Origin of the sequence: Pseudomonas putida (genome assembly GCF_002025705.1) — a bacterium.
Lineage (GTDB): Bacteria > Pseudomonadota > Gammaproteobacteria > Pseudomonadales > Pseudomonadaceae > Aquipseudomonas > Aquipseudomonas putida_J.
This window is the reverse complement of record NZ_CP018846.1, coordinates 4601328-4624011: the sequence shown is the minus strand read 5'-3', so window position 1 is coordinate 4624011 and position 22684 is coordinate 4601328. Positions and strand designations below refer to the sequence as shown.

The window sequence follows — 22684 nt, the reverse complement described above, 5'->3', positions numbered from 1 at the left end:
AAAGGGCTGCACAGCAGCCCCAATGGCTCACAGCTCGGTATTGCGGGTTTCTTTAAGGCACAGCACAGCAATCAGGCTGATCACCGCCGCCGCCGACACATAGCCACCCACCCAGCTCAGCCCGCCCATGCTCACCAGCTTCTGGGCAAAGAACGGCGCCGCCGAGGCGCCGACAATGCCGCCCAGGTTATACGCCGCCGAAGCGCCGGTATAACGCACGTGGGTCGGGAACAGCTCAGGCAGCAGTGCCCCCATCGGCGCGAAGGTCACGCCCATCAGGAACAGCTCGATGGCCAGGAACAGCGCCACGCCCGTGGTCGACCCCGAGGTCAGCAGCGGTTCCATGGTAAAGCCCGAAGCCACCGCCAGCAGGCCGCCAACGATCAGTACCGGTTTGCGCCCGTAACGGTCGCTGAGCCAGGCTGACAGCGGAGTGGCCAGGGCCATGAACACCACGGCGAAGCACAGCAGGCCAAGGAACGTCTCGCGGCTGTAGCCCAGGGTGGTCACGCCGTAGCTCAGCGAGAACACGGTCGAGATGTAGAACAGCGCATAGCACACCACCATCGCCGCTGCGCCCAGCAGGGTCGGCAGCCAGTACTTGGCGAACAGGTCGACCACTGGCAGCTTCACCCGCTCATGGCGGGCTACTGCCTTGGCGAACACCGGGCTTTCTTCCAGCTTCAGGCGTACATACAGCCCCACCAGCACCAGCGCGGCGCTGAGCAGGAACGGAATGCGCCAGCCCCAGTCGCGGAACTGTTCGTCACTGAGCAGCATGGCCAGGGTCAGGAACAGGCCATTGGCAGCGAGGAAACCGATCGAAGGGCCAAGTTGCGGGAACATGCCGAACCAGGCGCGTTTTCCCTCTGGTGCATTCTCGGTGGCCAGCAGTGCTGCGCCGCCCCATTCACCACCCAGGCCCAGGCCTTGGCCGAAGCGCAGCAGGCAAAGCAGGATCGGTGCCCACACGCCGATGCTGTCGTAGCCTGGCAGCACGCCGATCAGCGTGGTCGACAAGCCCATCAGCAGCAGCGAGGCGACCAGTGTCGACTTGCGACCGATGCGGTCACCGAAATGGCCGAACAGTGCCGAGCCCAGCGGGCGGGCAAGGAAGGCGATGCCGAAGGTGATGAATGCCGCGAGCATTTGCGCGGTGCCCGACCCGGACGGGAAGAACACGGGGCCGATCACCAGCGCGGCAGCGGTGGCATAGACGTAGAAATCGTAGAACTCGATGGCGGTGCCGATGAAGCTGGCGGTGGCAACCCGCGCAGGCGAGTTGACCGGCGCGGCAGGCGCTTGGGCATAGGTGCTGGTGGTCATTAAGTAGGTCCCTAACAGTCTGGTCCGCTCCATGGGCGTTGTCTGCGCGGTGTGCATGGTTCGAAGGCAGGCACAGCGTCGCGGACGCCGGAGCGTATTTGTTGTTGTGTTCGCGCAACTGACGCCAGCCCAAGGGGGGTAGGGGCGGGAGCGGGCACTGTTCGGGGTGTTGAAGCAGGACCGCGGGGGGTGTCAGTGGAGCGGACTGGCCGTGTGGCGCCGGGTGCGGGTAGCAGGCGGGACGGCGGGGCTGGGTAAGCGTGACCCGAGTATAGCTATCGGGTCACGGTCCACACCAGTACCTTGCTGGCGCAATTGTCCTCTGTTTCGAGGATTTCCAGGCGATAGCGGCCGATCTTCAGGCAAACGGCGCTTTCCGGAATGCTCTCGAGGGCTTCGGTGACCAGCCCGTTGAGGGTTTTCGGGCCGCCGTCGCAGGGCAGGTGCCAGCCCAGGGAGCGGTTGATTTCGCGCAGCGAGGCGGCGCCTTCGATCACGAAGGTGCCATCGGGCTGCGGATGCACGTGCGGGTTGTCCAGGCTCTGTTCGTCCTCGAACTCGCCGACGATCTCCTCGAGAATGTCTTCCAGTGTGACGATGCCCAGCACCTCGCCATACTCGTCCACCACCACGCCCAGGCGCCGCTGTTGCTTGTGGAAATTCAGCAACTGCATCTGCAAGGGTGTGCTTTCCGGCACGAAGTAGGGTTCGTAGCAAGCGCCAAGCAGCTGCTCCAGGCTCAGCTCGGCCTTGGGCAACAGGTGGCTGATGAGCTTGGTGTTGAGGATCGCTTCGACCTGGTTGATGTCGCTGTGGTACACCGGCAGGCGCGTGTGCCGGCTGACGATCAGCTGCTCGATGATGAGCTCGATGGGGTCGTCAAGGTTGATGCCGTCGACTTCGTTGCGTGGCACGAGGATGTCATTGACGGTGATCTTGTCCAGCGATTGCAGGCCGTCCAGCAGCCCGTGGCGCGGCGTGTCGTGCGTGTCGTCTTCGTCGAAGTCGTCATCTTCCTGCGGGTGCAGGGCCACCGCCGCGGGCTGTACGCGGAACGGCCTCAGCATCAGCTTGGCGATACCGTCGAACAGGCAGGCCAAGGGTTGCAGCAGGGCCAGAGGAAATGGCCGCAGGCTCAGGCCAAGGCTGATGAAGGCCTGCGGGTTGCGCCGGGCCAGGCGCCGCGGCAGAAACTCGGCGAACACCAGCAGGGCTGCCACGGCGGCCAGGCCTGCCAGCCAGAAGCCGTGTTCGCCGTTCTGGCGCTGGCCAATCAGGCAAGCCAGGCCCAGCACCAGCAGCTTGCCCAGGCTGGCACACAACACCAGGGCCTGAGCCGGCAACAGCGGCTGGCCGTCATCGCCATTGCGCAGCGAGCCATTGAGTTGCAGGCGGGCGGCGTCCACGGCGGTGAACAACGCCGACCACAGTAGCGCCAGTGCCAGAATGCCGAGAAGCGGTGCGTACGGCAGGGTGTCCATGGGCGGCCGTCAGATATGCAGGATGAATTCGCGAACCAGCTTGCTGCCAAAGTAGGCCAGCATCAGCAGGCAGAAACCCGCCAGGGTCCAGCGGATCGCCTTGTGCCCGCGCCAGCCCAGGCGGGTGCGGCCCCACAGCAGCACGCTGAACACGATCCAGGCGACGCAGGCCAGCAAGGTCTTGTGCACCAGATGCTGTGCGAACAGGTTTTCAAAGAACAGCCAACCGGAAATCAGCGACAGCGAGAGCAGGCACCAGCCCGCCCAGAGGAAGCCGAACAGCAGGCTTTCCATGGTCTGCAGTGGCGGGAAGTTGCGGATCAGCCCGGACGGGTGCTTGTTTTTCAACTGGCGGTCCTGCAGCAGCAACAGCAGCGACTGGAACACCGCGATGGTGAACAGGCCATAGGCCAGGATCGACAACAGGATGTGCGCGAGGATGCCCGGTTCTTCGTCGATCAGCGGCACCGTGCCGGGTGGGGCGAACTGCGCCAACAGGGCAGTGACGGCGCCGAGCGGGAACAGCAGCACCAGCAGGTTTTCCACCGGGATGCGCAGGCAGGCCACCAGCGTCAGGGCGATGACCGCCACGGCGATCAGGCTGGCGGCGCTGAAGAAGTCCAGGCTCAGCCCCAGTGGGGTGATCAGCTGGAAGAACAGCGCGCCACCCTGGGCGACCACGGCGAGGGTGCCGAGCAGGCCGAGCAGGCGTTTGTCGGCCTTGCGGCCCTGGGCCAGGTAGGAGCCCTGGTAGATGGCCGCAGCTATATATAAGCCGGCGGCGATCAGGTTGGGGATGAGGCTGGGTGAGGAGACCATAAGTCCTGGTTGCAGAGCCCTGAAAGAGACGGAGTTTGGCATAGATCGGCACCGGCCATCCAGACCGATCGGCTGCGAGGTGTGCGCCGCCGCTGCACTTCGTTATAATCGCCGCCTTGCTGTGCCTGGCGGGTGTGCATTTCCCCCTCGGGCGCCTGACAAACCTCGGCTTTTACTGGGCCTGAAAGGATCACCATGTTCGAAAACCTGACCGACCGCCTGTCACAGACGCTGCGCCATGTCACCGGCAAGGCCAAGCTGACTGAAGACAACATCAAGGACACGTTGCGCGAAGTGCGCATGGCCCTGCTCGAGGCCGACGTTGCCCTGCCGGTGGTCAAGGATTTCGTCAACAGCGTCAAGGAGCGTGCGGTCGGCACTGAGGTATCGCGCAGCCTGACTCCGGGCCAGGCGTTCGTGAAGATCGTCCAGGCCGAGCTGGAAAGCCTGATGGGCGCGGCCAACGAAGACCTCGCGCTGAACGCCGCGCCGCCGGCCGTGGTCCTGATGGCCGGCCTGCAGGGTGCGGGCAAGACCACCACCGCCGGCAAGCTGGCGCGCTTCCTCAAGGAGCGCAAGAAGAAGAGCGTGATGGTGGTTTCCGCCGACGTCTACCGCCCGGCGGCGATCAAGCAGCTGGAAACCCTGGCCAACGACATCGGCGTCACCTTCTTCCCGTCCGACATCAGCCAGAAGCCGGTGGCCATCGCCGAAGCGGCGATCCGTGAGGCCAAGCTCAAGTTCATCGATGTGGTCATCGTCGACACCGCCGGCCGCCTGCACATCGACGCCGACATGATGGCCGAGATCAAGGCGCTGCACGCCGCGGTCAAGCCGATCGAGACCCTGTTCGTGGTGGACGCCATGACCGGCCAGGACGCCGCCAACACCGCCAAGGCGTTTGGTGAAGCCCTGCCGCTGACCGGTGTGGTGCTGACCAAGGTCGACGGTGACGCCCGTGGCGGTGCCGCGCTGTCGGTGCGCGCCATTACCGGCAAGCCGATCAAGTTCATCGGTATGGGCGAGAAAACCGAAGCCCTCGAGCCATTCCACCCGGACCGTGTTGCCTCGCGCATCCTCGGCATGGGCGACGTGCTCAGCCTGATCGAACAGGCCGAGCAGACCATCGACAAGGCCAAGGCCGACAAGCTGGCCAAGAAGCTGAAGAAGGGCAAGGGCTTCGACCTCGAAGACTTCCGCGACCAGCTGCAGCAGATGAAGAACATGGGCGGCCTCGGCGGCCTGATGGACAAGCTGCCGAGCATCGGCGGGGTCAACCTGTCGCAGATGGGCAACGCCCAGGGCGCGGCCGAGAAGCAGTTCAAGCAGATGGAAGCGATCATCAACTCGATGACCCCGGCCGAGCGTCGCGACCCCGACCTGATCAGCGGTTCGCGCAAGCGCCGTATCGCCCTCGGTTCCGGTACCCAGGTGCAGGACATCGGCCGGCTGATCAAGCAGCACAAGCAAATGCAGAAAATGATGAAGAAATTCTCCGCCAAGGGCGGCATGGCCAAGATGATGCGTGGCCTGGGCGGGATGCTGCCGGGCGGCGGCATGCCGAAGCTGTAACCCCTATTTTGGGTGCCTGCTTTTAGATGAGCGGGCGCCTGGAACCCCCGCTCCGGCGGGGCAACGGCCACGAATTGCGTGGCTTAACCGGCAAATCTGGACGGCAGGGCAGGGCTCTGTCGAAAAAGGCATTTGCAAATGTCCGTGTATTCCCCGAGAATATGCGGCCTTTTGGGCACCCGTGTGCCTATTTGGCATTCAGATTTGCAGCACCGACTATAGGAACAATGTTCACATGGTAACCATTCGTCTTGCCCGTGGCGGCTCGAAAAAGCGCCCATTCTACCACCTGACCGTGACCAACTCGCGTAACGCCCGTGACGGCCGTTTCGTTGAGCGCGTAGGCTTCTTCAACCCGATCGCATCGGGCGCCGAAGTCAAGCTGTCGGTCAACCAAGAGCGCGTTTCCTACTGGCTGAGCCAGGGCGCACAGCCGTCTGAGCGCGTTGCTCAGCTGCTGAAGGACGCTGCCAAGGCTGCCGCCTAAACAGTATGAACGCGACGCCAGAAAAGGCTGACGACCTCATCGTCGTTGGCAAGATTTTTTCGGTTCACGGCGTTCGCGGCGAGGTGAAGGTGTACTCCTTTACCGATCCGATTGAAAACCTGTTGGATTATCCGCGCTGGACGCTTCGGCACGAAGGCAAGGTAAAGCAGGTCGAGCTGGTCAGCGGTCGTGGCTCCCAAAAGGGCCTGGTCGTGAAACTGAAAGGCCTCGATGATCGTGATGAAGCCCGTCTTCTGAGTGGTCATGAAATCTGCATTGCGCGGAGCCTTTTGCCCAACCTGGCCGCAGACGAGTACTACTGGTACCAGCTGCAGGGCCTGAAGGTCATCAACCAGGACGAACAGCTGTTCGGCAAGGTCGATCACCTGTTGGAGACCGGTGCGAACGATGTAATGGTGGTCAAGCCCTGCGCAGGCAGCCTGGATGATCGCGAGCGTCTGTTGCCCTATACGGCGCAATGCGTGCTCAACGTCGACCTGGAAGCAGGCGTGATGCGGGTTGAATGGGACGCGGACTTCTAAACGATGGGTAACCTTCGCGTAGACGTCATCACGCTGTTCCCCGAGATGTTCTCGGCCATCACAGAGTACGGCATTACCAGCCGCGCGGTGAAACAGGGGTTGCTTCAGGTGACTTGCTGGAACCCGCGGGACTACACCACAGATCGCCACCACACCGTGGATGATCGGCCGTTTGGCGGTGGTCCGGGCATGGTGATGAAAATCAAGCCTCTGGAAGACGCCCTGGTTAGCGCCAGGCAAGCGACCGGAGCATCGGCAAAGGTGATCTACCTTTCGCCGCAAGGCCGCAAGCTGACTCAGCAGGCGGTCAAAGGCCTGGCCGAACAGGAATCGTTGATCCTGATCGCCGGTCGTTATGAAGGCATCGACGAGCGTTTTATCGAGGCTCATGTCGATGAGGAGTGGTCGATTGGCGACTATGTGCTTTCCGGTGGCGAGCTGCCGGCCATGGTACTGATCGATGCGGTTACACGGCTGCTGCCCGGAGCTTTAGGGCATGTGGACTCGGCGGAGGAAGATTCCTTCACTGACGGTCTGCTGGATTGCCCGCACTACACCCGGCCTGAGGTGTATGCGGATCAGCGTGTTCCCGACGTGTTGCTAAGTGGCAACCATGCACATATCCGGCGTTGGAGGATGAAGCAGTCCCTTGGTAGGACCTTCGAACGACGCGCCGATCTTCTGGAAAGTCGCTCGCTTTCTGGAGAAGAGAAGAAGCTGCTCGAGGAATATCTCCACGAGCGGGACGATAGTTAAACGTATCGATGGTGGATCAAGTATCCATCTTAGGAGCACAGCATGACCAACAAGATCATCCAGCAGCTCGAAGCCGAGCAGATGAGCAAGGAAATCCCAACCTTCGCACCAGGCGACACCATCGTCGTTCAGGTTAAAGTGAAGGAAGGTGATCGTTCCCGTCTGCAGGCTTTCGAAGGCGTTGTCATCGCCAAGCGTAACCGCGGTCTGAACAGCGCCTTCACCGTGCGCAAGATCTCCAGCGGCGTAGGCGTTGAGCGTACCTTCCAGACCTACAGCCCGCAGATCGACAGCCTGGCCGTGAAACGTCGTGGTGACGTGCGTAAAGCCAAGCTGTACTACCTGCGCGACCTGTCCGGCAAAGCCGCTCGCATCAAGGAAAAACTGTCCTGAGTACAGTTTGCCCGGTGGCCTAAGGCCCCTTGCGAGAAAAAAGCAGCCTTCGGGCTGCTTTTTTGCATTCTGAAACCTGTGAAAAGTGACGGATATGACCAGCCGAGACCAGGAAATCCAGCGCCGCACCGAGCTGTCGGTGACCCGCGTGACCAAAGCGGTGTTCCCCAACACCACCAACCACCACAACACCCTGTTCGGCGGCACCGCGCTGGCGTGGATGGACGAAGTGTCGTTCATCGCGGCCACACGCTTCTGCCGGCTGCCGCTGGTGACCGTGTCAACCGACCGCATCGACTTCAAGCACCCGATCCCGGCGGGCTCGATCGTTGAACTGGTAGGCACGGTGGTCAAGGTGGGCAATACCAGCTTGCAGGTGCAGGTGGATGTGTTCGTAGAGAACATGTACCTGGATGGGCGCGAGCGGGCGATCCATGGCGTGTTCAGCTTTGTCGCCATCGACGAGGACAAGCGCCCGGTACCGGTACTGCCCGGTAGCTGACCTTCACGCGTCGGCCGGCTCCGGGTCGATCAGTGATACCAGCGTCCAGCCTGCCTGAGGGGTGAGCGGGGCGTCCGGGCAGGCGACATGCACCCAGCCGTGGGCATCGCGGGCGAACAGCAACGTCGCACGTTCGCCATGCAAGGCCAGGTACTGCTGCCAGCCGAAGGCTTCGGTGAGCGTGGTGCTGAACAGTTCGCCCCCTTCAAGCAGGCGGTTGGCCAGTTGCAGGTAGGTCATGGGGCTGGAACCCAACAACTGGCCACGGTGTTCTTCGCTGGCGCGATGCTTGTCACTGCGCCGGTTTTCCAGCCCGCTGGCCAGTACGAACAGCCGCTTGTGGCCAAAGTCATGGCGAAACCGTGCGCACGCCAGGGCGTTGAGCTCGCCGGCAGGCGATAGCCCCAGCAGATGGCCGAGGCCGACCAGGTCCAGATGCGCGTCGGCGTGTTGCGAGGCGGGGTTGCCAAAGTAGGTCGGCAAGCCATCCATGCGTGCGGCCCGTATGTTTTCCCAGCTCGAATCAGTCAGCAGGACGCGGCAACCGAGCTGTTGCAATGCTTTGGCCAGCGTGCGCGCTGGCGGGTTGGCGCCTACCAGCAGAAAGCCGCTGGGGGCAGGCTCTGCAACCTTGAGCAGCCGCGCCAGTGGGCGGGCAGTAGCGCTTTGCAGTACAACCGTACCGATGATCACGGCGAAGGTCAGCGGCACCAGCAGCAAGGCCGAGGGGTGGCCAGCCTGGTCCAGGCGGATGGCAAACACCGCCGAAACCGCAGCAGCCACGATGCCGCGCGGTGCTATCCAGGCCAGCAGGGCGCGTTCGCGCCAGTTCAGTGAGGATCCGGCGGTGGAAACCAGCACATTCAGCGGCCTGGCCAGCAACTGAATCACCAACAGCAAGGCGAGCACCGCCGGGCCCAGGGAAAACAGGGCCTGCAGGTCAAGGCGGGCGGCGAGCAGGATGAACAGGCCGGAAATCAGCAGGACGCTGAGGTTTTCCTTGAAGTGCAGGATCTGCCGTACATCGACCCCGCGCATGTTGGCCAACCACATGCCCATCACCGTCACCGCCAGCAGGCCGGACTCGTGGACGATCTGGTTGGCAGCAATGAAGATGCCCAGCACAGCAGCCAGGGAGGCCAGGTTGTGCAGGTACTCCGGCAGCCATTGCTCACGCATCACCTGGCCCAGCAGCCAGCCACCGGCTGCACCCAATGCGCAGCCGCACAGGATCACCCCGGCGAAGGTGATCAGGCTTTGGCTCAGGCCGTCGCCGCTGGCGATGATGAAGCTGTAGACCACCACGGCCAGCAGGGCACCGATCGGGTCGATGACGATGCCTTCCCAGCGCAGGATGTTGGCGATCGTCGCGTTTGGCCGCACCACACGCAGCATCGGCACGATCACCGTGGGGCCGGTCACCAGGGTCAAGGCGCCGAACAGGATCGCCAGGGGCCATTCGAATGCCAGCAACCAGTGGGTGGTCAAGGCGATCACCAGCCAGGTGGTCAGCGCGCCGAGCGTTACCAGGCGGTGCACCACGCTGCCGATCTCCCGCCATTGCGAGATATGCAGGGTCAGGCTGCCTTCGAACAGGATCAGTGCCACAGCGAGCGAAACCAGGGGCATCAGCAGTGGGCCGAACAGCGCTTCAGGGGACAGCCAGCCCAGCACCGGGCCGGCGATGATCCCGCACAGCAGCAGGAACAGGATGGCGGGCAGTTTCAGGCGCCAGGCCAGCCATTGGCAGGCAAGCGCAGCCGCGCCGATGCCACCCACACTCAGAAGGATCTGCTGTTCGCTCATGCGGGCTCCCTATGCCGGCGTTGTTATGAAAGACTAAGCGTCATTTCGTCGTTTGCCATCGAGATTTCATGTCTGCCCTCGACCACCCCTTGATCGACCAGTTCCTCGACGCCCTGTGGCTTGAAAAAGGCCTGTCCGACAACACTCGAGTCTCCTATCGCAGCGACCTGGCCCTGTTCAACGGCTGGCTCCAGGAACATTCGGTAACCCTGCCCGACGCCGGCCGCGAACTGATCCTCGACCATTTGGCCTGGCGCCTCGACCAAGGCTACAAACCACGCTCCACGGCGCGCTTTCTCTCAGGCCTGCGCGGCTTCTTTCGCTATCTGCTGCGGGAAAAACTGGTCGCAGTCGACCCCACTCTGCAGGTCGACATGCCGCAGCTCGGCAGGCCCTTGCCCAAGTCGCTGTCGGAAGCCGACGTCGAAGCCCTGCTGCAGGCGCCGGACCTTGCCGAAGCCATCGGCCAGCGCGACCGTGCCATGCTCGAAGTGCTTTACGCCTGCGGCCTGCGCGTGACCGAACTGGTCAGCCTGACCCTCGACCAGGTCAACCTGCGTCAGGGCGTGCTGCGGGTGATGGGCAAGGGTAGCAAGGAGCGCCTGGTGCCGATGGGCGAGGAGGCGGTGGTATGGCTGGAGCGTTACCTGCGTGACGGCCGCGCCGACCTGCTCAGCGGCCGCCCCAGCGACGTGCTGTTCCCCAGCCAGCGCGGCGAGCAGATGACCCGCCAGACCTTCTGGCACCGCATCAAGCACCAGGCGCGGGTGGCCGGCATCGACAAGCCGCTGTCGCCGCATACCCTGCGCCATGCCTTCGCCACGCACCTGCTCAACCACGGCGCCGACCTGCGCGTGGTGCAGATGCTGCTGGGCCACAGCGACCTGTCGACCACCCAGATCTACACCCATGTGGCCAAGGCTCGCCTGCAGCAACTGCACGCCCAGCACCATCCACGTGGATGAATGTTTTTCATGTTCCGCTGACCGGTCCTTGCAGGCCCCTTCATTTGCACCTTGATGTGGTAGGCTTGGGCGGTTTGCATCAAGGGCCGCACGGTTGCCGCGTTTTTTCCGCAGGTGACGTCCGCCGGCCCCTGTCCGCCTCCAGGAGTTCCCCATGCGCGTGACCCAGTTTTTCGCCGCCGCCGTGATGGCGCTGGCCAGTACCTTTGCCGTTGCCGCGGCTGACAGCAATGCCAGCGCCGAGCAGGCCATCCGCAAGTCGTTGCAGAACCTCGAACTCGAAGTGCCGGTTGAAAGCGTCGGCAGCAGCCCGCTCAATGGCCTCTATGAAGTCAAGCTGCAGGGCGGCCGTGTGCTGTATGCCAGCGCTGACGGCCAGTACGTCATGCAGGGCTACCTGTACCAGCTGCAGGACGGCAAACCGGTCAACCTGACCGAAAAAACCGAGCGTCAAGGCGTCGCCAAGCTCATCAACGGTATTCCAGCCGCCGAGACCGTGGTTTACCCTGCCAAGGGCGAGACCAAGTCGCACATCACCGTATTCACCGACACCACCTGCCCGTACTGCCACAAGCTGCACGCCGAAGTGCCCGAGCTCAACCGCCGCGGTATCGAAGTGCGCTATGTCGCCTTCCCGCGCCAGGGCCTCGGTTCGCCGGGCGATGAGCAGCTGCAGGCTGTGTGGTGCTCCAGCGACCGCCGCGCGGCGATGGACAAGATGGTCGAAGGCAAGGAAATCAAGGCCGCCAAGTGCGCCAACCCGGTCAGCAAGCAGTTCCAGCTGGGCCAGCAGATCGGCGTCAACGGCACGCCGGCCATCGTGCTCGAGAACGGCCATGTGATTCCGGGCTACCAGCCCGCACCGCAAGTGGCCAAACTGGCCCTGGCTGGCGAGCAGCAGGCTGCCAAGTAATTCATTCAATACGCCGTCGTCATGGGGTGACGGCATGTTTCACGGTCGGTGAAGGCGCCGGCCGTTCAATGGGGAGTTCACAGTGAAACCGGTCAAAGTAGGCATCTGTGGGTTGGGGACCGTCGGTGGCGGAACCTTCAATGTACTTCAGCGCAACGCCGAGGAGATTGCCCGCCGTGCCGGGCGCGGTATTGAAGTGGCACAGATTGCCATGCGCTCGCAGAACCCGAACTGCCAGATTACCGGTACCCCCATTACCGCTGACGTGTTCGAAGTTGCGAGCAACCCGGAAATCGACATTGTCATTGAGCTGATCGGTGGCTATACCATCGCTCGCGACCTGGTGCTCAAGGCGATCGAGAACGGCAAGCACGTGGTTACCGCCAACAAGGCGCTGATCGCCGTGCACGGTAACGAGATCTTTGCCAAGGCCCGCGAGAAGGGCGTCATCGTCGCCTTCGAGGCGGCAGTGGCCGGTGGCATCCCGGTGATCAAGGCGATCCGCGAAGGCCTGTCGGCCAACCGCATCAACTGGCTGGCCGGCATCATCAACGGCACTGGCAACTTCATCCTCACCGAAATGCGTGAGAAGGGCCGCGCCTTCCCCGACGTGCTGGCCGAAGCCCAGGCACTGGGCTATGCCGAAGCCGACCCGACCTTCGACGTCGAAGGCATCGATGCCGCGCACAAGCTGACCATCCTGGCGTCCATCGCCTTTGGTATCCCGCTGCAGTTCGACAAGGCCTACACCGAGGGCATCACCCAGCTGACCACCGCTGACGTGAACTACGCCGAAGCGCTGGGCTACCGCATCAAGCACCTGGGTGTGGCCCGCCGAACCGCCGAAGGCATCGAGCTGCGCGTGCACCCGACGCTGATCCCGGCCGACCGCCTGATCGCCAACGTCAACGGCGTGATGAACGCGGTCATGGTCAACGGCGACGCCGCTGGTTCCACCCTGTACTACGGTGCAGGCGCCGGCATGGAGCCGACCGCTTCGTCGGTGGTCGGTGACTTGGTCGATGTGGTCCGTGCCATGACCTCCGACCCGGAAAACCGTGTGCCGCACCTGGCCTTCCAGCCAGATTCGCTGTCGGCCCACCCGATCCTGCCGATCGAGGCCTGCGAAAGTGCCTACTACCTGCGTATCCAGGCCAAGGACCACCCCGGCGTGCTGGCCCAGGTTGCAAGCATCCTGTCGGAGCGCGGCATCAACATCGAATCGATCATGCAGAAGGAAGCCGAGGAACAGGACGGCCTGGTGCCGATGATCCTGCTGACCCACGGTGTGGTCGAGCAGCGCATCAACGACGCCATCGTCGCCCTGGAAGCCCTGCAGGACGTGGTCGGCAAGGTCGTGCGCATCCGCGTCGAACAGCTGAATTAATTTGCCAATCGGGCCGCTTGCGCGGCCCTAGCATCGAAGGTTTGCACCCATGCGCTATATCAGTACCCGCGGCCAGGCTCCGGCCCTGAATTTCGAAGACGTGCTGCTGGCTGGCCTGGCCAGCGACGGCGGCCTGTACGTCCCTGAGAACCTGCCACGCTTCACCCAGGAAGAAATCGCCTCCTGGGCAGGCCTGCCGTACCACGAGCTGGCCTTCCGGGTGATGCGCCCGTTCGTCGAAGGCAGCATCGCCGATGCCGACTTCAAGAAGATCCTCGAAGAAACCTACGGCGAGTTCGCCCACGCTGCGGTCGCCCCGCTGCGCCAGCTGAACAGCAACGAGTGGGTGCTGGAGCTGTTCCACGGCCCGACCCTGGCGTTCAAGGACTTCGCCCTGCAACTGCTCGGCCGCCTGCTCGACCACGTGCTGGCCAAGCGCAACGAGCGCGTGGTGATCATCGGTGCCACCAGCGGTGACACCGGTTCCGCTGCCATCGAAGGCTGCCGCAGCTGCGAAAACGTCGACATCTTCATCCTGCACCCGCACCAGCGTGTGTCGGAAGTGCAGCGCCGCCAGATGACCACGCTGTTTGGCGACAACGTCCACAACATCGCCATCGAAGGCAACTTCGATGACTGCCAGGAAATGGTCAAGGCCAGCTTTGCCGACCAGTCGTTCCTCAAGGGCACTCGCCTGGTTGCGGTCAACTCGATCAACTGGGCGCGGATCATGGCCCAGATCGTCTACTACTTCCACGCGGCGCTGCAGCTGGGCGGCCCAGCCCGTTCGGTGGCGTTCTCGGTACCGACCGGCAACTTCGGCGACATCTTCGCCGGTTACCTGGCGCGCAACATGGGCCTGCCGGTCAGCCAGCTGATCGTTGCCACCAACCGCAACGACATCCTGCACCGCTTCATGAGCGGCAATCAGTACGTCAAGGAAACCCTGCACGCGACCCTGTCGCCGTCGATGGACATCATGGTGTCGTCCAACTTCGAGCGCCTGCTGTTCGACCTGCACGGCCGTAACGGCGCAGCGCTGGCCGAGCTGATGGCGACCTTCAAGCAGGGCGGTGGCTTCAGCGTCGAGCAGGACCGCTGGACCGAAGCGCGCAAGCTGTTCGATTCGCTGGCCGTCAGCGACGAGCAGACCTGCGAGACCATTGCCGAGGTGTTCGCCGCCACCGGCGAAGTGCTCGACCCGCACACCGCGATCGGCGTCAAGGCCGCCCGCGAGTGCCGCCGCAGCCTGGACACGCCGATGGTGGTGCTGGGCACCGCGCACCCGGTCAAGTTCCCGGAAGCGGTGGAAAAGGCTGGTGTCGGCAAGGCACTGGAGCTGCCGGCGCACCTGAGCGATCTGTTCAGCCGTGAAGAGCGTTGCACCGTGTTGGCCAACGACCTGAAGGCTGTTCAGGCGTTCGTTAGCCAGCATGGCAACCGCGGGAAGCCTTTGTAAGATAACTGGCATCTGGGGCTGCAAAGCAGCCCCAGATTGCAGCGTTTTCCTCAACCATTTGCAGAATTGTCCTATTTAGGGCGCCACAAGCCTTGCCTAGAGTGACCGGTCCTTCCCCCAAGGAGCGGCACATGCGCCAGCCCTACGTGCTGATTCACCCGGCACGCCCATCCCACCAGATCCTGCTCCACCAGGCCTGCAATGCCCAAGGCCTGTTCAATGTGCGCATCACCCACGACCTGGCCGACCTCGACACCTGTCTGGCCCGCACGCCGCGCGCCGATCTGCTGATTCTCGAACACGCCGTGAACGATGGCCTGGCCCTGCTCGAACGGGCCCGTTCCACCCGTGGCGTACTGTTCGTCGGCCACCCCAACCCAGGCAGCCTGAACCTCGCCAAGGAAGCCCGGCGCCAAGGCCTGTGGGTCGTTGCCGATCTCCCCTGGCCCTTGCCACTCGGGCGCTGGCAGCAAGCGCTGCAGCGTATTCAAACTGTCACGTCAGCCACGCATGCTCACTAAAACAGCCATGGCGCAACGAACTTTCCGTCGCGCTTGCTGGTCAGTTCCTTCATGTCCCATTACAAGCGAGTGATCCGGATGGAAAGAATCTGCAGACTGCTCAACGACGCCCTTACCCCTTACCAGGCCAAACTGGGTGTCACCGATGCCAGTGGCAATCGCCAATTGACCGTGTACGACAGCCTCGGCGGCACGGCCTTGCGACGTACGGTCAGCCTGCGTCAGTTGCAGGAGCAGAGCCTGCTGATCGACCTGGTAGACGGCTTGCACCGTGACCTGCAGATTGTCGAAGGGCGCTTGCAGCCCTGTGTAATCGCGGCATTGCAACAGCGTCAGCAGCCACAGGGAACCTTTGCCTGAATGGCCCATCAGAAACAGTAAGGGCAGCCGGCCAGTGCACAGCTCCGGTACTGGCAGGTTGTCGCGGGAAGTCCATGAGGACTTTCGATTGGCCCCGGGCGTCTTCCCCAGCGTTCGGGGTTTCTTTTTGCCCGCCTTCCACTGACTGCAGCTCAGCGGTTTTCGAAGAAGTGCTTGCTCTCTTCCAGGTAGGTTTCGCGCAGCTCGGGGTCAAGCCAATGAGCATACAGCGCGGGCAGCGTATTCAGGCGCAGGGCCGGTAGCAGCTGGTCGATGTGGCTGATGGCTGCACGCCCCAGGGGTGTGTCCGAGCAGCCCACGTGCAGGAACTGGTAGCGGTTGACGCCCTGGATGGGATGAAACTGGTAGTCCGCCGGCGAGCCGCCATGTTGCTGAATCAGGTAGCGCACCTCCGGCCAGTAGCCCAGCACCAGTTGCAGGCGCCCGAGCTGTTGCATCTGTAGCAGGTTGGCGGTGGCATCGTTGCCGTAGTGGCGGCTGAGCGCCGAGTCGGGCAATTGGCGAAGGATCTCGTCAACCTGGCTGCTGTAGCTGCGCTCGGCGACGATGCCCAGCTTCAGTCGAGTGTTGGCGAGCAAGCCTTTGAGGTCGACTTGCTGGTCGTCGAGGAACGGTGCCAGTAACGCATGGCCGGTGTTGCGCACCACCACGCCGCTGCTCAGCACGCCGAGCGTAGGTTGCGAGAAGTACACGAACTTCGCACGCTCTGCGGTCCACAGCAGGGTCGGGTCGCAGGTGAAACTGGTCGGATCCTGAAGCATCTGGATACCGCGTGCACGGTTGACCCGGATGATGCTGTGGTCGTACTCGGGCATCTGCTCGATCAGCAGCGGCAGCATCTGGTCGATGACCCCCTGGCCCTTTTCCGTGCCCTCGAACACGGTGAAGGGCGGCAGGTCGCGCACCAGCCACAGCAGGCGTTCCTTGGCCTGCGCCGGTGCCGTCAGCAGCGCGAGCAGCAGCGCGCAGCACAGGGCCAGCGAGCGCATCTGAAGCAGCCTCAGACCGTGCCCGCCTGGCGCAGGCTGGCGATCGCTGCCTGATCGTAGCCCAGCGAAGCCAGAACGCTATTGGTGTGTTCACCCAGCGTCGGGCCAACCCATTCGGCAGAGCCCGGGGTGTCCGAGAGCTTTGGCACGATGCCCGGCATCTTGAACGGCTTGCCGTCCGGCAGGCGCGCTTGCAGGAACATCTCGCGGGCCAGGTACTGTGGGTCGCTGAACATGTCCTCGGCCGAGTAGATACGGCTGGCCGGGACTTCGGCGTCGGTGAGCACCTGCATCAGCTGGTCCAGCGGCAGGCTGTTGGCCCAGCGATCGATCACGCCGTACAGCTCGTCGCGCCGGGCGTCGCGGCCATCATTGCTGGCCAGGCTTGGGTCGTCAGCCAGGTCGGTGCGGCCGATGGCCTGCATGAAGCGCTTGAAGATGGCGTCACCGTTGGCGCCAATCTGCACATGCCTGCCGTCGGCGCTGGTGTGGATGGAGGAGGGCGTGATGCCCGGCATGATGTTGCCGGTGCGCTCGCGGATAAAACCGAACACGTCGAACTCCGGGACCATGCTTTCCATCATGGCGAAAATGGCCTCGTACAGCGCCACATCCACCACCTGGCCCTGGCCGCCATTGACTTCGCGATGACGCAGGGCCATCAGCGCGCCAATCACCCCCCATAGCGCGGCGATCGAGTCGCCGATGGAGATGCCGGTGCGCACAGGCGGGCGGTCGTCGAAACCGGTGATGTAACGCAGCCCGCCCATCGATTCACCGACCGCACCGAAGCCCGGCTGGTCCTTCATCGGGCCGGTCTGGCCGAAGCCGGACAGGCGCACCATCACCAGGCGCGGGTTGAGCGCATGCAGCACGTCCCAGCCCAGGCCGAGCTTTTCCAGCACACCGGGGCGGAAGTTCTCGATAAGGATGTCGGCCTCGCCGAGCAGGCGTTTGAGCACTTCACGGCCTTCGGGGTGCTTGAGGTTAAGCGTCAGCGACTGCTTGTTGCGTGCCTGCACGAACCACCACAGTGATGTCCCCTCGTACAGCTTGCGCCACTTGCGCAGCGGGTCGCCGCCGTCCGGCGACTCGACCTTGATCACTTCGGCGCCGAATTCGGCGCAGATCCGCGAGGCGAACGGCCCGGCGATCAGGGTGCCGAGCTCGATGACTTTCAGGCCGGCGAGGGGTTTGCTGGGCGTAGACATGAGGCATCCGTGGCTGCTGGTCAGAGCCGTGGTTTTAGCATAGGTCCGGAGCGTCCGATACTGCTCCGGCGCAAGCGGAAGCAGGATCGGTTAGACTAGGTGACTTTTCTCTACGCACGAAGCCCAGTCGACCATGGCCCAGCCGTCCACCACCTACAAATTCGAACTGAACCTGACCGATCTCGATCGCGGCGTGTATGAAAACGTCCGGCAGACTATCGCCCGCCACCCTTCGGAAACCGAAGAGCGCATGGCTGTGCGCCTGCTGGCCTATGCCCTGTGGTACAACGAGAACCTGTCGTTCGGCCGTGGCCTGTCCGATGTCGACGAAGCGGCGCTGTGGGAAAAAAGCCTGGACGACCGCATCCTGCACTGGATCGAAGTCGGCCAGCCGGACGCCGAGCGCCTGACCTGGTGCTCGCGCCGCACCGAACGCACCAGCCTGCTGGCCTACGGCAGCCTGCGCGTGTGGGAAGGTAAAGTGGTGGGCGCGGTCAAAGGGCTGAAGAACCTGAACATTGCAGCGGTGCCGCAGGAGGTGCTGGAGGTACTGGCCACCGACATGCCACGTACCATCAAGTGGGATGTGATGATCAGCGAAGGCACGGTGTTCGTCACCGACGACCGTGGCCAGCACGAAGTGCAACTGCAATGGCTGCTCGGTGAGCGTGGCTGAACCGACTGACACCTGACTGCCGAAGATCCCATGCGTATCGAACCCCGCCCGTTGCCATCGACCCTGCCTTTCCTGGGTAACCTGCCACCGTTGCTGACCCGCCTGTACGCTGCCCGCGGCGTGCAGTCCGAGGCCGAACTGGACAAGAGCCTGGCGCGGCTGTTGCCGTATCAGCAGCTCAAGGGTATCGAGGCTGCGGTGGACCTGCTGGTCGACGCCCTCGACCAGCGCCAGCGCATCCTCATCGTTGGCGACTTCGACGCCGATGGCGCCACCGCCAGCACTGTGGGTGTGCTCGGGCTGCGCCTGCTGGGCGCGGCCCATGTCGATTACCTGGTGCCCAACCGCTTCGAGTATGGCTACGGCCTGACCCCGGAGATCGTCCAGGTGGCGCTCGAGCGCCAGCCAGACCTGCTGGTTACCGTCGATAACGGTATCTCCAGCGTCGAAGGTGTCGCCGCCGCCAAGGCGGCCGGGCTCAAGGTGCTGGTCACCGACCACCACCTGCCGGGTCAGCAGTTGCCGGATGCCGACGCCACCGTCAACCCGAACCAGCCTGGGTGCGGCTTCCCGAGCAAGTCGCTGGCTGGGGTCGGGGTTATTTTCTACGTGCTCATGGCCTTGCGCGCACGCCTGCGCAGCCTGGGGCGCTACGAAACGCAGCCGCAGCCGAACATCGGCGAGCTGCTCGACCTGGTCGCCCTGGGCAGCGTCGCCGACGTGGTGCCGCTGGATGCCAACAACCGCATCCTCGTGCACCAAGGGCTTGAGCGCATCCGCGCCGGCCGGGCGCGGCCGGGCTTGAAGGCGATCCTTGAAGTGGCCCGCCGCGATCACCGGCGCATCAGCTCCACTGACCTGGGCTTCATCCTCGGCCCACGGCTCAACGCCGCCGGGCGGCTGGACGACATGAGCCTGGGCATCGAATGCCTGCTGTGCGATGACGAAGCCCTGGCCCAGGACATGGCCCAGCAGCTGGACGAGCTGAACCAGGACCGCAAGTCGATCGAGCAAGGCATGCAGCGTGAGGCACTGGCCCAGCTAAAGGACCTGCCGGTCGAGTCCATGCCTTATGGCCTGTGCCTGTTCGATGCCGATTGGCACCAGGGCGTGATCGGGATCCTCGCTTCGCGCCTGAAAGAGCGCTACCACCGGCCGACCATTGCCTTCGCCGATGCTGGCGATGGCATGCTCAAAGGCTCGGCGCGTTCGGTGCCGGGCTTCCATATCCGCGATGCGCTGGATGCGGTGGCAGCACGTCAGCCGCAGCTGATCAGCAAGTTCGGCGGCCATGCCATGGCGGCAGGGTTGTCACTGCCCGAAAGCAACTTCCCGGCCTTTGCCGAGGCGTTCGATGAAGAGGTCCGGCGCCAGTTGCGTGAGGAAGACCTGACCGGTCGTCTGTTGTCGGACGGTAGCCTGGCGGTGGAGGAATTCCACCTCGACCTGGCCAAGGCCCTGCGCAATGCCGGGCCTTGGGGGCAGCACTTCCCCGAGCCGCTGTTCCATGGCGTATTCCAGTTGGTCGAGCAGCGTGTGGTCGGTGAGCGGCACTTGAAGGTGGTGCTCAAGAGCGAATGCGGCTCGGTGCGGCTGGATGGCATTGCCTTTGGCATCGACCGTGACGTGTGGCCAAACCCGACGGTGCGGTGGGTGGAGCTGGCGTACAAGCTGGATGTGAACGAGTTTCGCGGTAATGAAAGTGTGCAGTTGATGATTGCTCACATGGAGCCACGCTGACTTCACAGGCCGGCACGATCCTCAGTTACTCATGCCTAGCTCGGCATCATCCATCAGTGCCTTGGCCATGGCACTCAGGTAATGGGATGCCCAGATCATCATCGGCTTTTCATCCATCAGGCCGATGATGGTCAGTTCTCTTACATAGCCCATCAACTCCGAGGCCTGCTCGCGGGCATCCCGACAGGGAATGCCTGGCTCGATGCGAAACAGGGGATGGGTCTGGTGTTCGCCTTGAAAGAACGTGGTTTTGCCGACAGTGAATTGGGTGTCGTCTGTGCTCATCGGTTCCTCTCCTGAGATTTCTTGATTGCCTGTACTGGCCTCTTCGCGGGTGAACCCGCTCCCACAGGTTGGGCGCAAGCCTTGGAGCCTGTGATGACCCAGTGGGAGCGGGTTCACCCGCAAAGAGGTCAGCAAAACCAGCCTCAATGCAGGCTGCTACTCCGCTCCAAAGCCAGCGACAGTGCATCCGCCTGGCCCCAGGCGATCTGCATGGCACGCAGCCCATTCACCAGCGATTCCCGGGTGCTGTCATCTTCGATGGCATCGAGGGTCCGGTGGCAATGGTTGTAGGCAAGCATCAGGTAGTGGGTGACGTTCATCACCACATGATCGATGGGCACGATGCCCTCGCTGACGGCGTTGGTGAGGGTCTTGTCAGAGGGAAGGTCGAAATGATGGGGTGGGTCGGGGACGATTTTCTTCATATGGAACGACTCGTAAGGTTACTGATTGACCGACCTTTCCGATTCCACACGGATGGGTGGCAGTTGTACGCGGTGTGGAATCCAGGCTACGAGTAAACCCGGTAGGCTTTTCGGCCTCCCGCGCACAACTGCCATGACGACAGCAACTCAGTAATTGACCAGGATTCCACTCCCGGACGCTAAACATCAGCGACACGAAAAAGCCTAAAGGGCGGTGTTTCCAGGAACAATCAGACGCGAGTCGACAGGATTTGTAGGATATTTTCCTTAGCTAAACATCGCCAGTTCATATGCGTAGGAAGCGTCTGATACATGCGTCGGACCAGTCAGCAATCCCAGTGAGCGGCGCTTAGAGACGGTGCCCGCCTTGGTTCTTGCAGGGGTGCGGAAATCGAGCGCCGCCCGCGCGGCGCATCGCGGATAAATCCGCTCCTACAGTTTGTTTCGGGCCAGTCACTCCTTTGCCGCCAACAGGAACCGCCTTGGTGCATGACTGAACATCGATGAAAAGCAGTGGTGCCCACCTCAATATCGAAGAGAACAAACAAGGCGAACAGCGGTGACCTCACAGGAATGACGGGCCCGAAACAAATCGTAGGAGCGGATTTATCCGCGATGCGCCGCGCGGGCGGCGCTCGGTCTCACAGGCGCTGCAAACCTTCCGGCGAACACCTCGCCATCCCACGGAACCATCCCCCCCACCAATCTGGTCTAGTCTGATTAATGACCGGCACCGGGCCAGGGATGTGCACTTGAGTGTCCGGGCCGGATCACCATTGGAGTCCTTGGGAGGTGCCCTCATGAGCCTGCTGCTCGAGCCTTACACCCTGCGTCAGCTGACGCTGCCCAACCGCATCGCGGTCTCGCCGATGTGCCAGTATTCTTCCGTCGATGGCCTGGCCAACGACTGGCATCTCGTCCATCTGGGCAGCCGCGCCGTGGGTGGCGCCGGCCTGGTCATCAGCGAAGCCGTCGCCGTGACCGCCGATGGTCGCATCACCGCCGAAGACCTCGGCCTGTGGAACGACGATCAGATTGCGCCGTTGCAGCGCATTACCCGCTTCATCACCGCCCAGGGCGCCGTGCCGGGCATCCAGTTGGCCCACGCCGGGCGCAAGGCCAGTACCTATCGGCCCTGGCTGGGCAAGCAGGGCAGTGTGAAGATTGAAGACGGCGGCTGGCAGCCGGTGGGGCCGTCGAAAATCGCTTTTGACCCGCAGCACACACCGCCGCGCGAATTGAGCCAGGACGAGATTCAGGGGGTGATCGATGCCTTCGTTGCCTCTACCGAGCGGGCGCTAAAAGCGGGCTTCAAGGTCGTCGAAATCCATGCCGCCCATGGTTATCTGCTGCACCAGTTCCTCTCACCACTGAGTAATCAGCGCCGCGACGAGTACGGCAGTTGCTTCGAAAACCGCATCCGCCTGACCCTGCAGGTGGTCGAGGCGGTGCGCAAGGTCTGGCCTGCAGAACTGCCGCTGTTCGTGCGTGTATCGGCGACGGACTGGGTTGAGGATGGTTGGAACCCGGATGAAACCGTCGAGCTGGCGCGCCGCCTGCGGGTGCTGGGTGTCGACCTGATCGATGTGTCCTCCGGTGGTACCTCGGTGAATGCCGAAATCCCAACAGGCCCTGGCTACCAGACCCGCTTTGCAGAGCGCGTGCGCAAAGAGGCGGAGATCGCCACTGGCACCGTCGGCATGATCACCGAACCGGCCCAGGCCGAGCACATTCTGCGCACCGGGCAGGCCGACGTGATCTTCCTGGCGCGGGAACTGCTGCGCGATCCTTACTGGCCGTTGCATGCTGATGATGACTTGGGTGGCAACAAAGCCACTTGGCCGGCGCAGTATCAAAGGGCGACCAGCCGGGCCAACCCTATTCACGAGTCGGATCTGCGAGATTAGGGGGCTCGGCCGCAGCTATGCGCGGTGGATGAGATCGAGCGCCGCCCGCGCGGCGCGTCGCGGATAAATCCGCTCCTACATTTTTTGCAACGTGGCCATGCCTGTCAGGCCATGGTTGTCAGCCTCGTTTGCGAAGTTCAA

At 63.1% G+C, this 22684-nt stretch carries 23 protein-coding genes; 15 read left to right on the top strand and 8 right to left on the bottom strand.

From position 1 onward, the window contains the following. Positions 1-27: 27 nt before the first annotated feature. The 3 genes from BUQ73_RS20990 to BUQ73_RS20980 form a co-directional block, all read right to left on the bottom strand. Positions 28-1326: an MFS transporter gene (locus BUQ73_RS20990; RefSeq protein WP_079229514.1), complete on the bottom strand. Its 1299-nt coding sequence runs from the start codon at positions 1324-1326 to the stop codon at positions 28-30. A gap of 275 nt (positions 1327-1601) precedes the next feature. Further along, complete coding sequence (locus BUQ73_RS20985) at positions 1602-2807, bottom strand: transporter associated domain-containing protein (RefSeq protein ID WP_079229513.1); 1206 nt, start codon at positions 2805-2807, stop codon at positions 1602-1604. A gap of 9 nt (positions 2808-2816) precedes the next feature. Next, positions 2817-3626 (bottom strand): cytochrome C assembly family protein, encoded by an 810-nt coding sequence (locus tag BUQ73_RS20980; protein ID WP_079229512.1) that lies wholly within the window; start codon positions 3624-3626, stop codon positions 2817-2819. A gap of 195 nt (positions 3627-3821) precedes the next feature. On the opposite strand from BUQ73_RS20980, the gene ffh reads away from it, so the two are divergent. The 6 genes from ffh to BUQ73_RS20950 all read left to right on the top strand — a co-directional run bounded on the left by ffh (position 3822) and on the right by BUQ73_RS20950 (position 7878). Then, positions 3822-5198 carry a signal recognition particle protein gene (ffh, locus tag BUQ73_RS20975; protein ID WP_008094479.1) on the top strand — a complete coding sequence of 459 codons (1377 nt, stop codon included), beginning with the start codon at positions 3822-3824 and terminating at the stop codon, positions 5196-5198. 235 nt (positions 5199-5433) lie between these two features. Further along, positions 5434-5685, top strand: a complete 252-nt coding sequence (gene rpsP / locus BUQ73_RS20970; RefSeq protein ID WP_027920106.1) for a 30S ribosomal protein S16 — start codon at positions 5434-5436, stop codon at positions 5683-5685. A 5-nt stretch (positions 5686-5690) separates the two neighbouring features. Further along, complete coding sequence (gene rimM / locus BUQ73_RS20965) at positions 5691-6227, top strand: ribosome maturation factor RimM (protein WP_027920105.1); 537 nt, start codon at positions 5691-5693, stop codon at positions 6225-6227. 3 nt (positions 6228-6230) lie between these two features. Beyond that, complete coding sequence (gene trmD / locus BUQ73_RS20960) at positions 6231-6983, top strand: tRNA (guanosine(37)-N1)-methyltransferase TrmD (protein WP_027920104.1); 753 nt, start codon at positions 6231-6233, stop codon at positions 6981-6983. A gap of 42 nt (positions 6984-7025) precedes the next feature. Beyond that, complete coding sequence (rplS, locus tag BUQ73_RS20955) at positions 7026-7376, top strand: 50S ribosomal protein L19 (RefSeq protein ID WP_023629812.1); 351 nt, start codon at positions 7026-7028, stop codon at positions 7374-7376. Between the two features lie 94 nt (positions 7377-7470). After that, positions 7471-7878 (top strand): acyl-CoA thioesterase, encoded by a 408-nt coding sequence (locus tag BUQ73_RS20950; protein WP_027920103.1) that lies wholly within the window; start codon positions 7471-7473, stop codon positions 7876-7878. Between the two features lie 3 nt (positions 7879-7881). On the opposite strand, the gene BUQ73_RS20945 is transcribed toward BUQ73_RS20950, so the two are convergent. Then, positions 7882-9684: a cation:proton antiporter gene (locus BUQ73_RS20945; RefSeq protein ID WP_079229511.1), complete on the bottom strand. Its 1803-nt coding sequence runs from the start codon at positions 9682-9684 to the stop codon at positions 7882-7884. Between the two features lie 68 nt (positions 9685-9752). On the opposite strand from BUQ73_RS20945, the gene xerD reads away from it, so the two are divergent. The 6 genes from xerD (at position 9753) to BUQ73_RS20915 (ending at position 15289) form a co-directional block, all read left to right on the top strand. After that, complete coding sequence (gene xerD, locus BUQ73_RS20940) at positions 9753-10649, top strand: site-specific tyrosine recombinase XerD (protein ID WP_079229510.1); 897 nt, start codon at positions 9753-9755, stop codon at positions 10647-10649. 154 nt (positions 10650-10803) lie between these two features. Next, positions 10804-11562, top strand: a complete 759-nt coding sequence (locus BUQ73_RS20935) for a thioredoxin fold domain-containing protein (RefSeq protein ID WP_079229509.1) — start codon at positions 10804-10806, stop codon at positions 11560-11562. A gap of 82 nt (positions 11563-11644) precedes the next feature. Continuing rightward, entirely contained in the window at positions 11645-12949 is a 1305-nt protein-coding gene (locus BUQ73_RS20930; protein ID WP_060485691.1) for a homoserine dehydrogenase, read from the top strand. 49 nt (positions 12950-12998) lie between these two features. Then, positions 12999-14408: a threonine synthase gene (gene thrC / locus BUQ73_RS20925; RefSeq protein WP_027920098.1), complete on the top strand. Its 1410-nt coding sequence runs from the start codon at positions 12999-13001 to the stop codon at positions 14406-14408. Positions 14409-14539: 131 nt separating this feature from the next. Then, positions 14540-14929: a histidine kinase gene (locus BUQ73_RS20920; RefSeq protein ID WP_079229508.1), complete on the top strand. Its 390-nt coding sequence runs from the start codon at positions 14540-14542 to the stop codon at positions 14927-14929. Between the two features lie 78 nt (positions 14930-15007). Beyond that, entirely contained in the window at positions 15008-15289 is a 282-nt protein-coding gene (locus BUQ73_RS20915) for a DUF3509 domain-containing protein (protein WP_079229507.1), read from the top strand. Positions 15290-15441: 152 nt separating this feature from the next. Here the strand turns inward: BUQ73_RS20915 and BUQ73_RS20910 are convergent, their stop codons facing one another. Together BUQ73_RS20910 and BUQ73_RS20905 are read right to left on the bottom strand one after the other, a co-directional pair. Further along, positions 15442-16299 (bottom strand): TIGR02285 family protein, encoded by an 858-nt coding sequence (locus tag BUQ73_RS20910; RefSeq protein ID WP_079229506.1) that lies wholly within the window; start codon positions 16297-16299, stop codon positions 15442-15444. Positions 16300-16310: 11 nt separating this feature from the next. Continuing rightward, entirely contained in the window at positions 16311-17510 is a 1200-nt protein-coding gene (locus BUQ73_RS20905) for a CaiB/BaiF CoA transferase family protein (protein WP_079229505.1), read from the bottom strand. 133 nt (positions 17511-17643) lie between these two features. On the opposite strand from BUQ73_RS20905, the gene BUQ73_RS20900 reads away from it, so the two are divergent. After that, the gene (locus BUQ73_RS20900; protein ID WP_027920093.1) at positions 17644-18186 is read left to right on the top strand and encodes a YaeQ family protein; all 543 of its coding nucleotides are present in this window, start codon (positions 17644-17646) and stop codon (positions 18184-18186) included. A gap of 30 nt (positions 18187-18216) precedes the next feature. After that, entirely contained in the window at positions 18217-19926 is a 1710-nt protein-coding gene (gene recJ / locus BUQ73_RS20895) for a single-stranded-DNA-specific exonuclease RecJ (protein WP_079229504.1), read from the top strand. A 21-nt stretch (positions 19927-19947) separates the two neighbouring features. Here recJ and BUQ73_RS20890 read toward each other — a convergent pair whose 3' ends face one another. Together BUQ73_RS20890 and BUQ73_RS20885 are read right to left on the bottom strand one after the other, a co-directional pair. Further along, positions 19948-20211 carry a DUF3077 domain-containing protein gene (locus BUQ73_RS20890; RefSeq protein ID WP_079229503.1) on the bottom strand — a complete coding sequence of 88 codons (264 nt, stop codon included), beginning with the start codon at positions 20209-20211 and terminating at the stop codon, positions 19948-19950. Between the two features lie 143 nt (positions 20212-20354). Beyond that, positions 20355-20636: a hypothetical protein gene (locus BUQ73_RS20885; RefSeq protein ID WP_079229502.1), complete on the bottom strand. Its 282-nt coding sequence runs from the start codon at positions 20634-20636 to the stop codon at positions 20355-20357. Between the two features lie 800 nt (positions 20637-21436). Between BUQ73_RS20885 and BUQ73_RS20880 the strand changes: the two genes are divergently transcribed. Further along, the gene (locus BUQ73_RS20880; protein ID WP_027920088.1) at positions 21437-22543 is read left to right on the top strand and encodes an NADH:flavin oxidoreductase/NADH oxidase; all 1107 of its coding nucleotides are present in this window, start codon (positions 21437-21439) and stop codon (positions 22541-22543) included. Positions 22544-22684 lie beyond the last annotated feature (141 nt).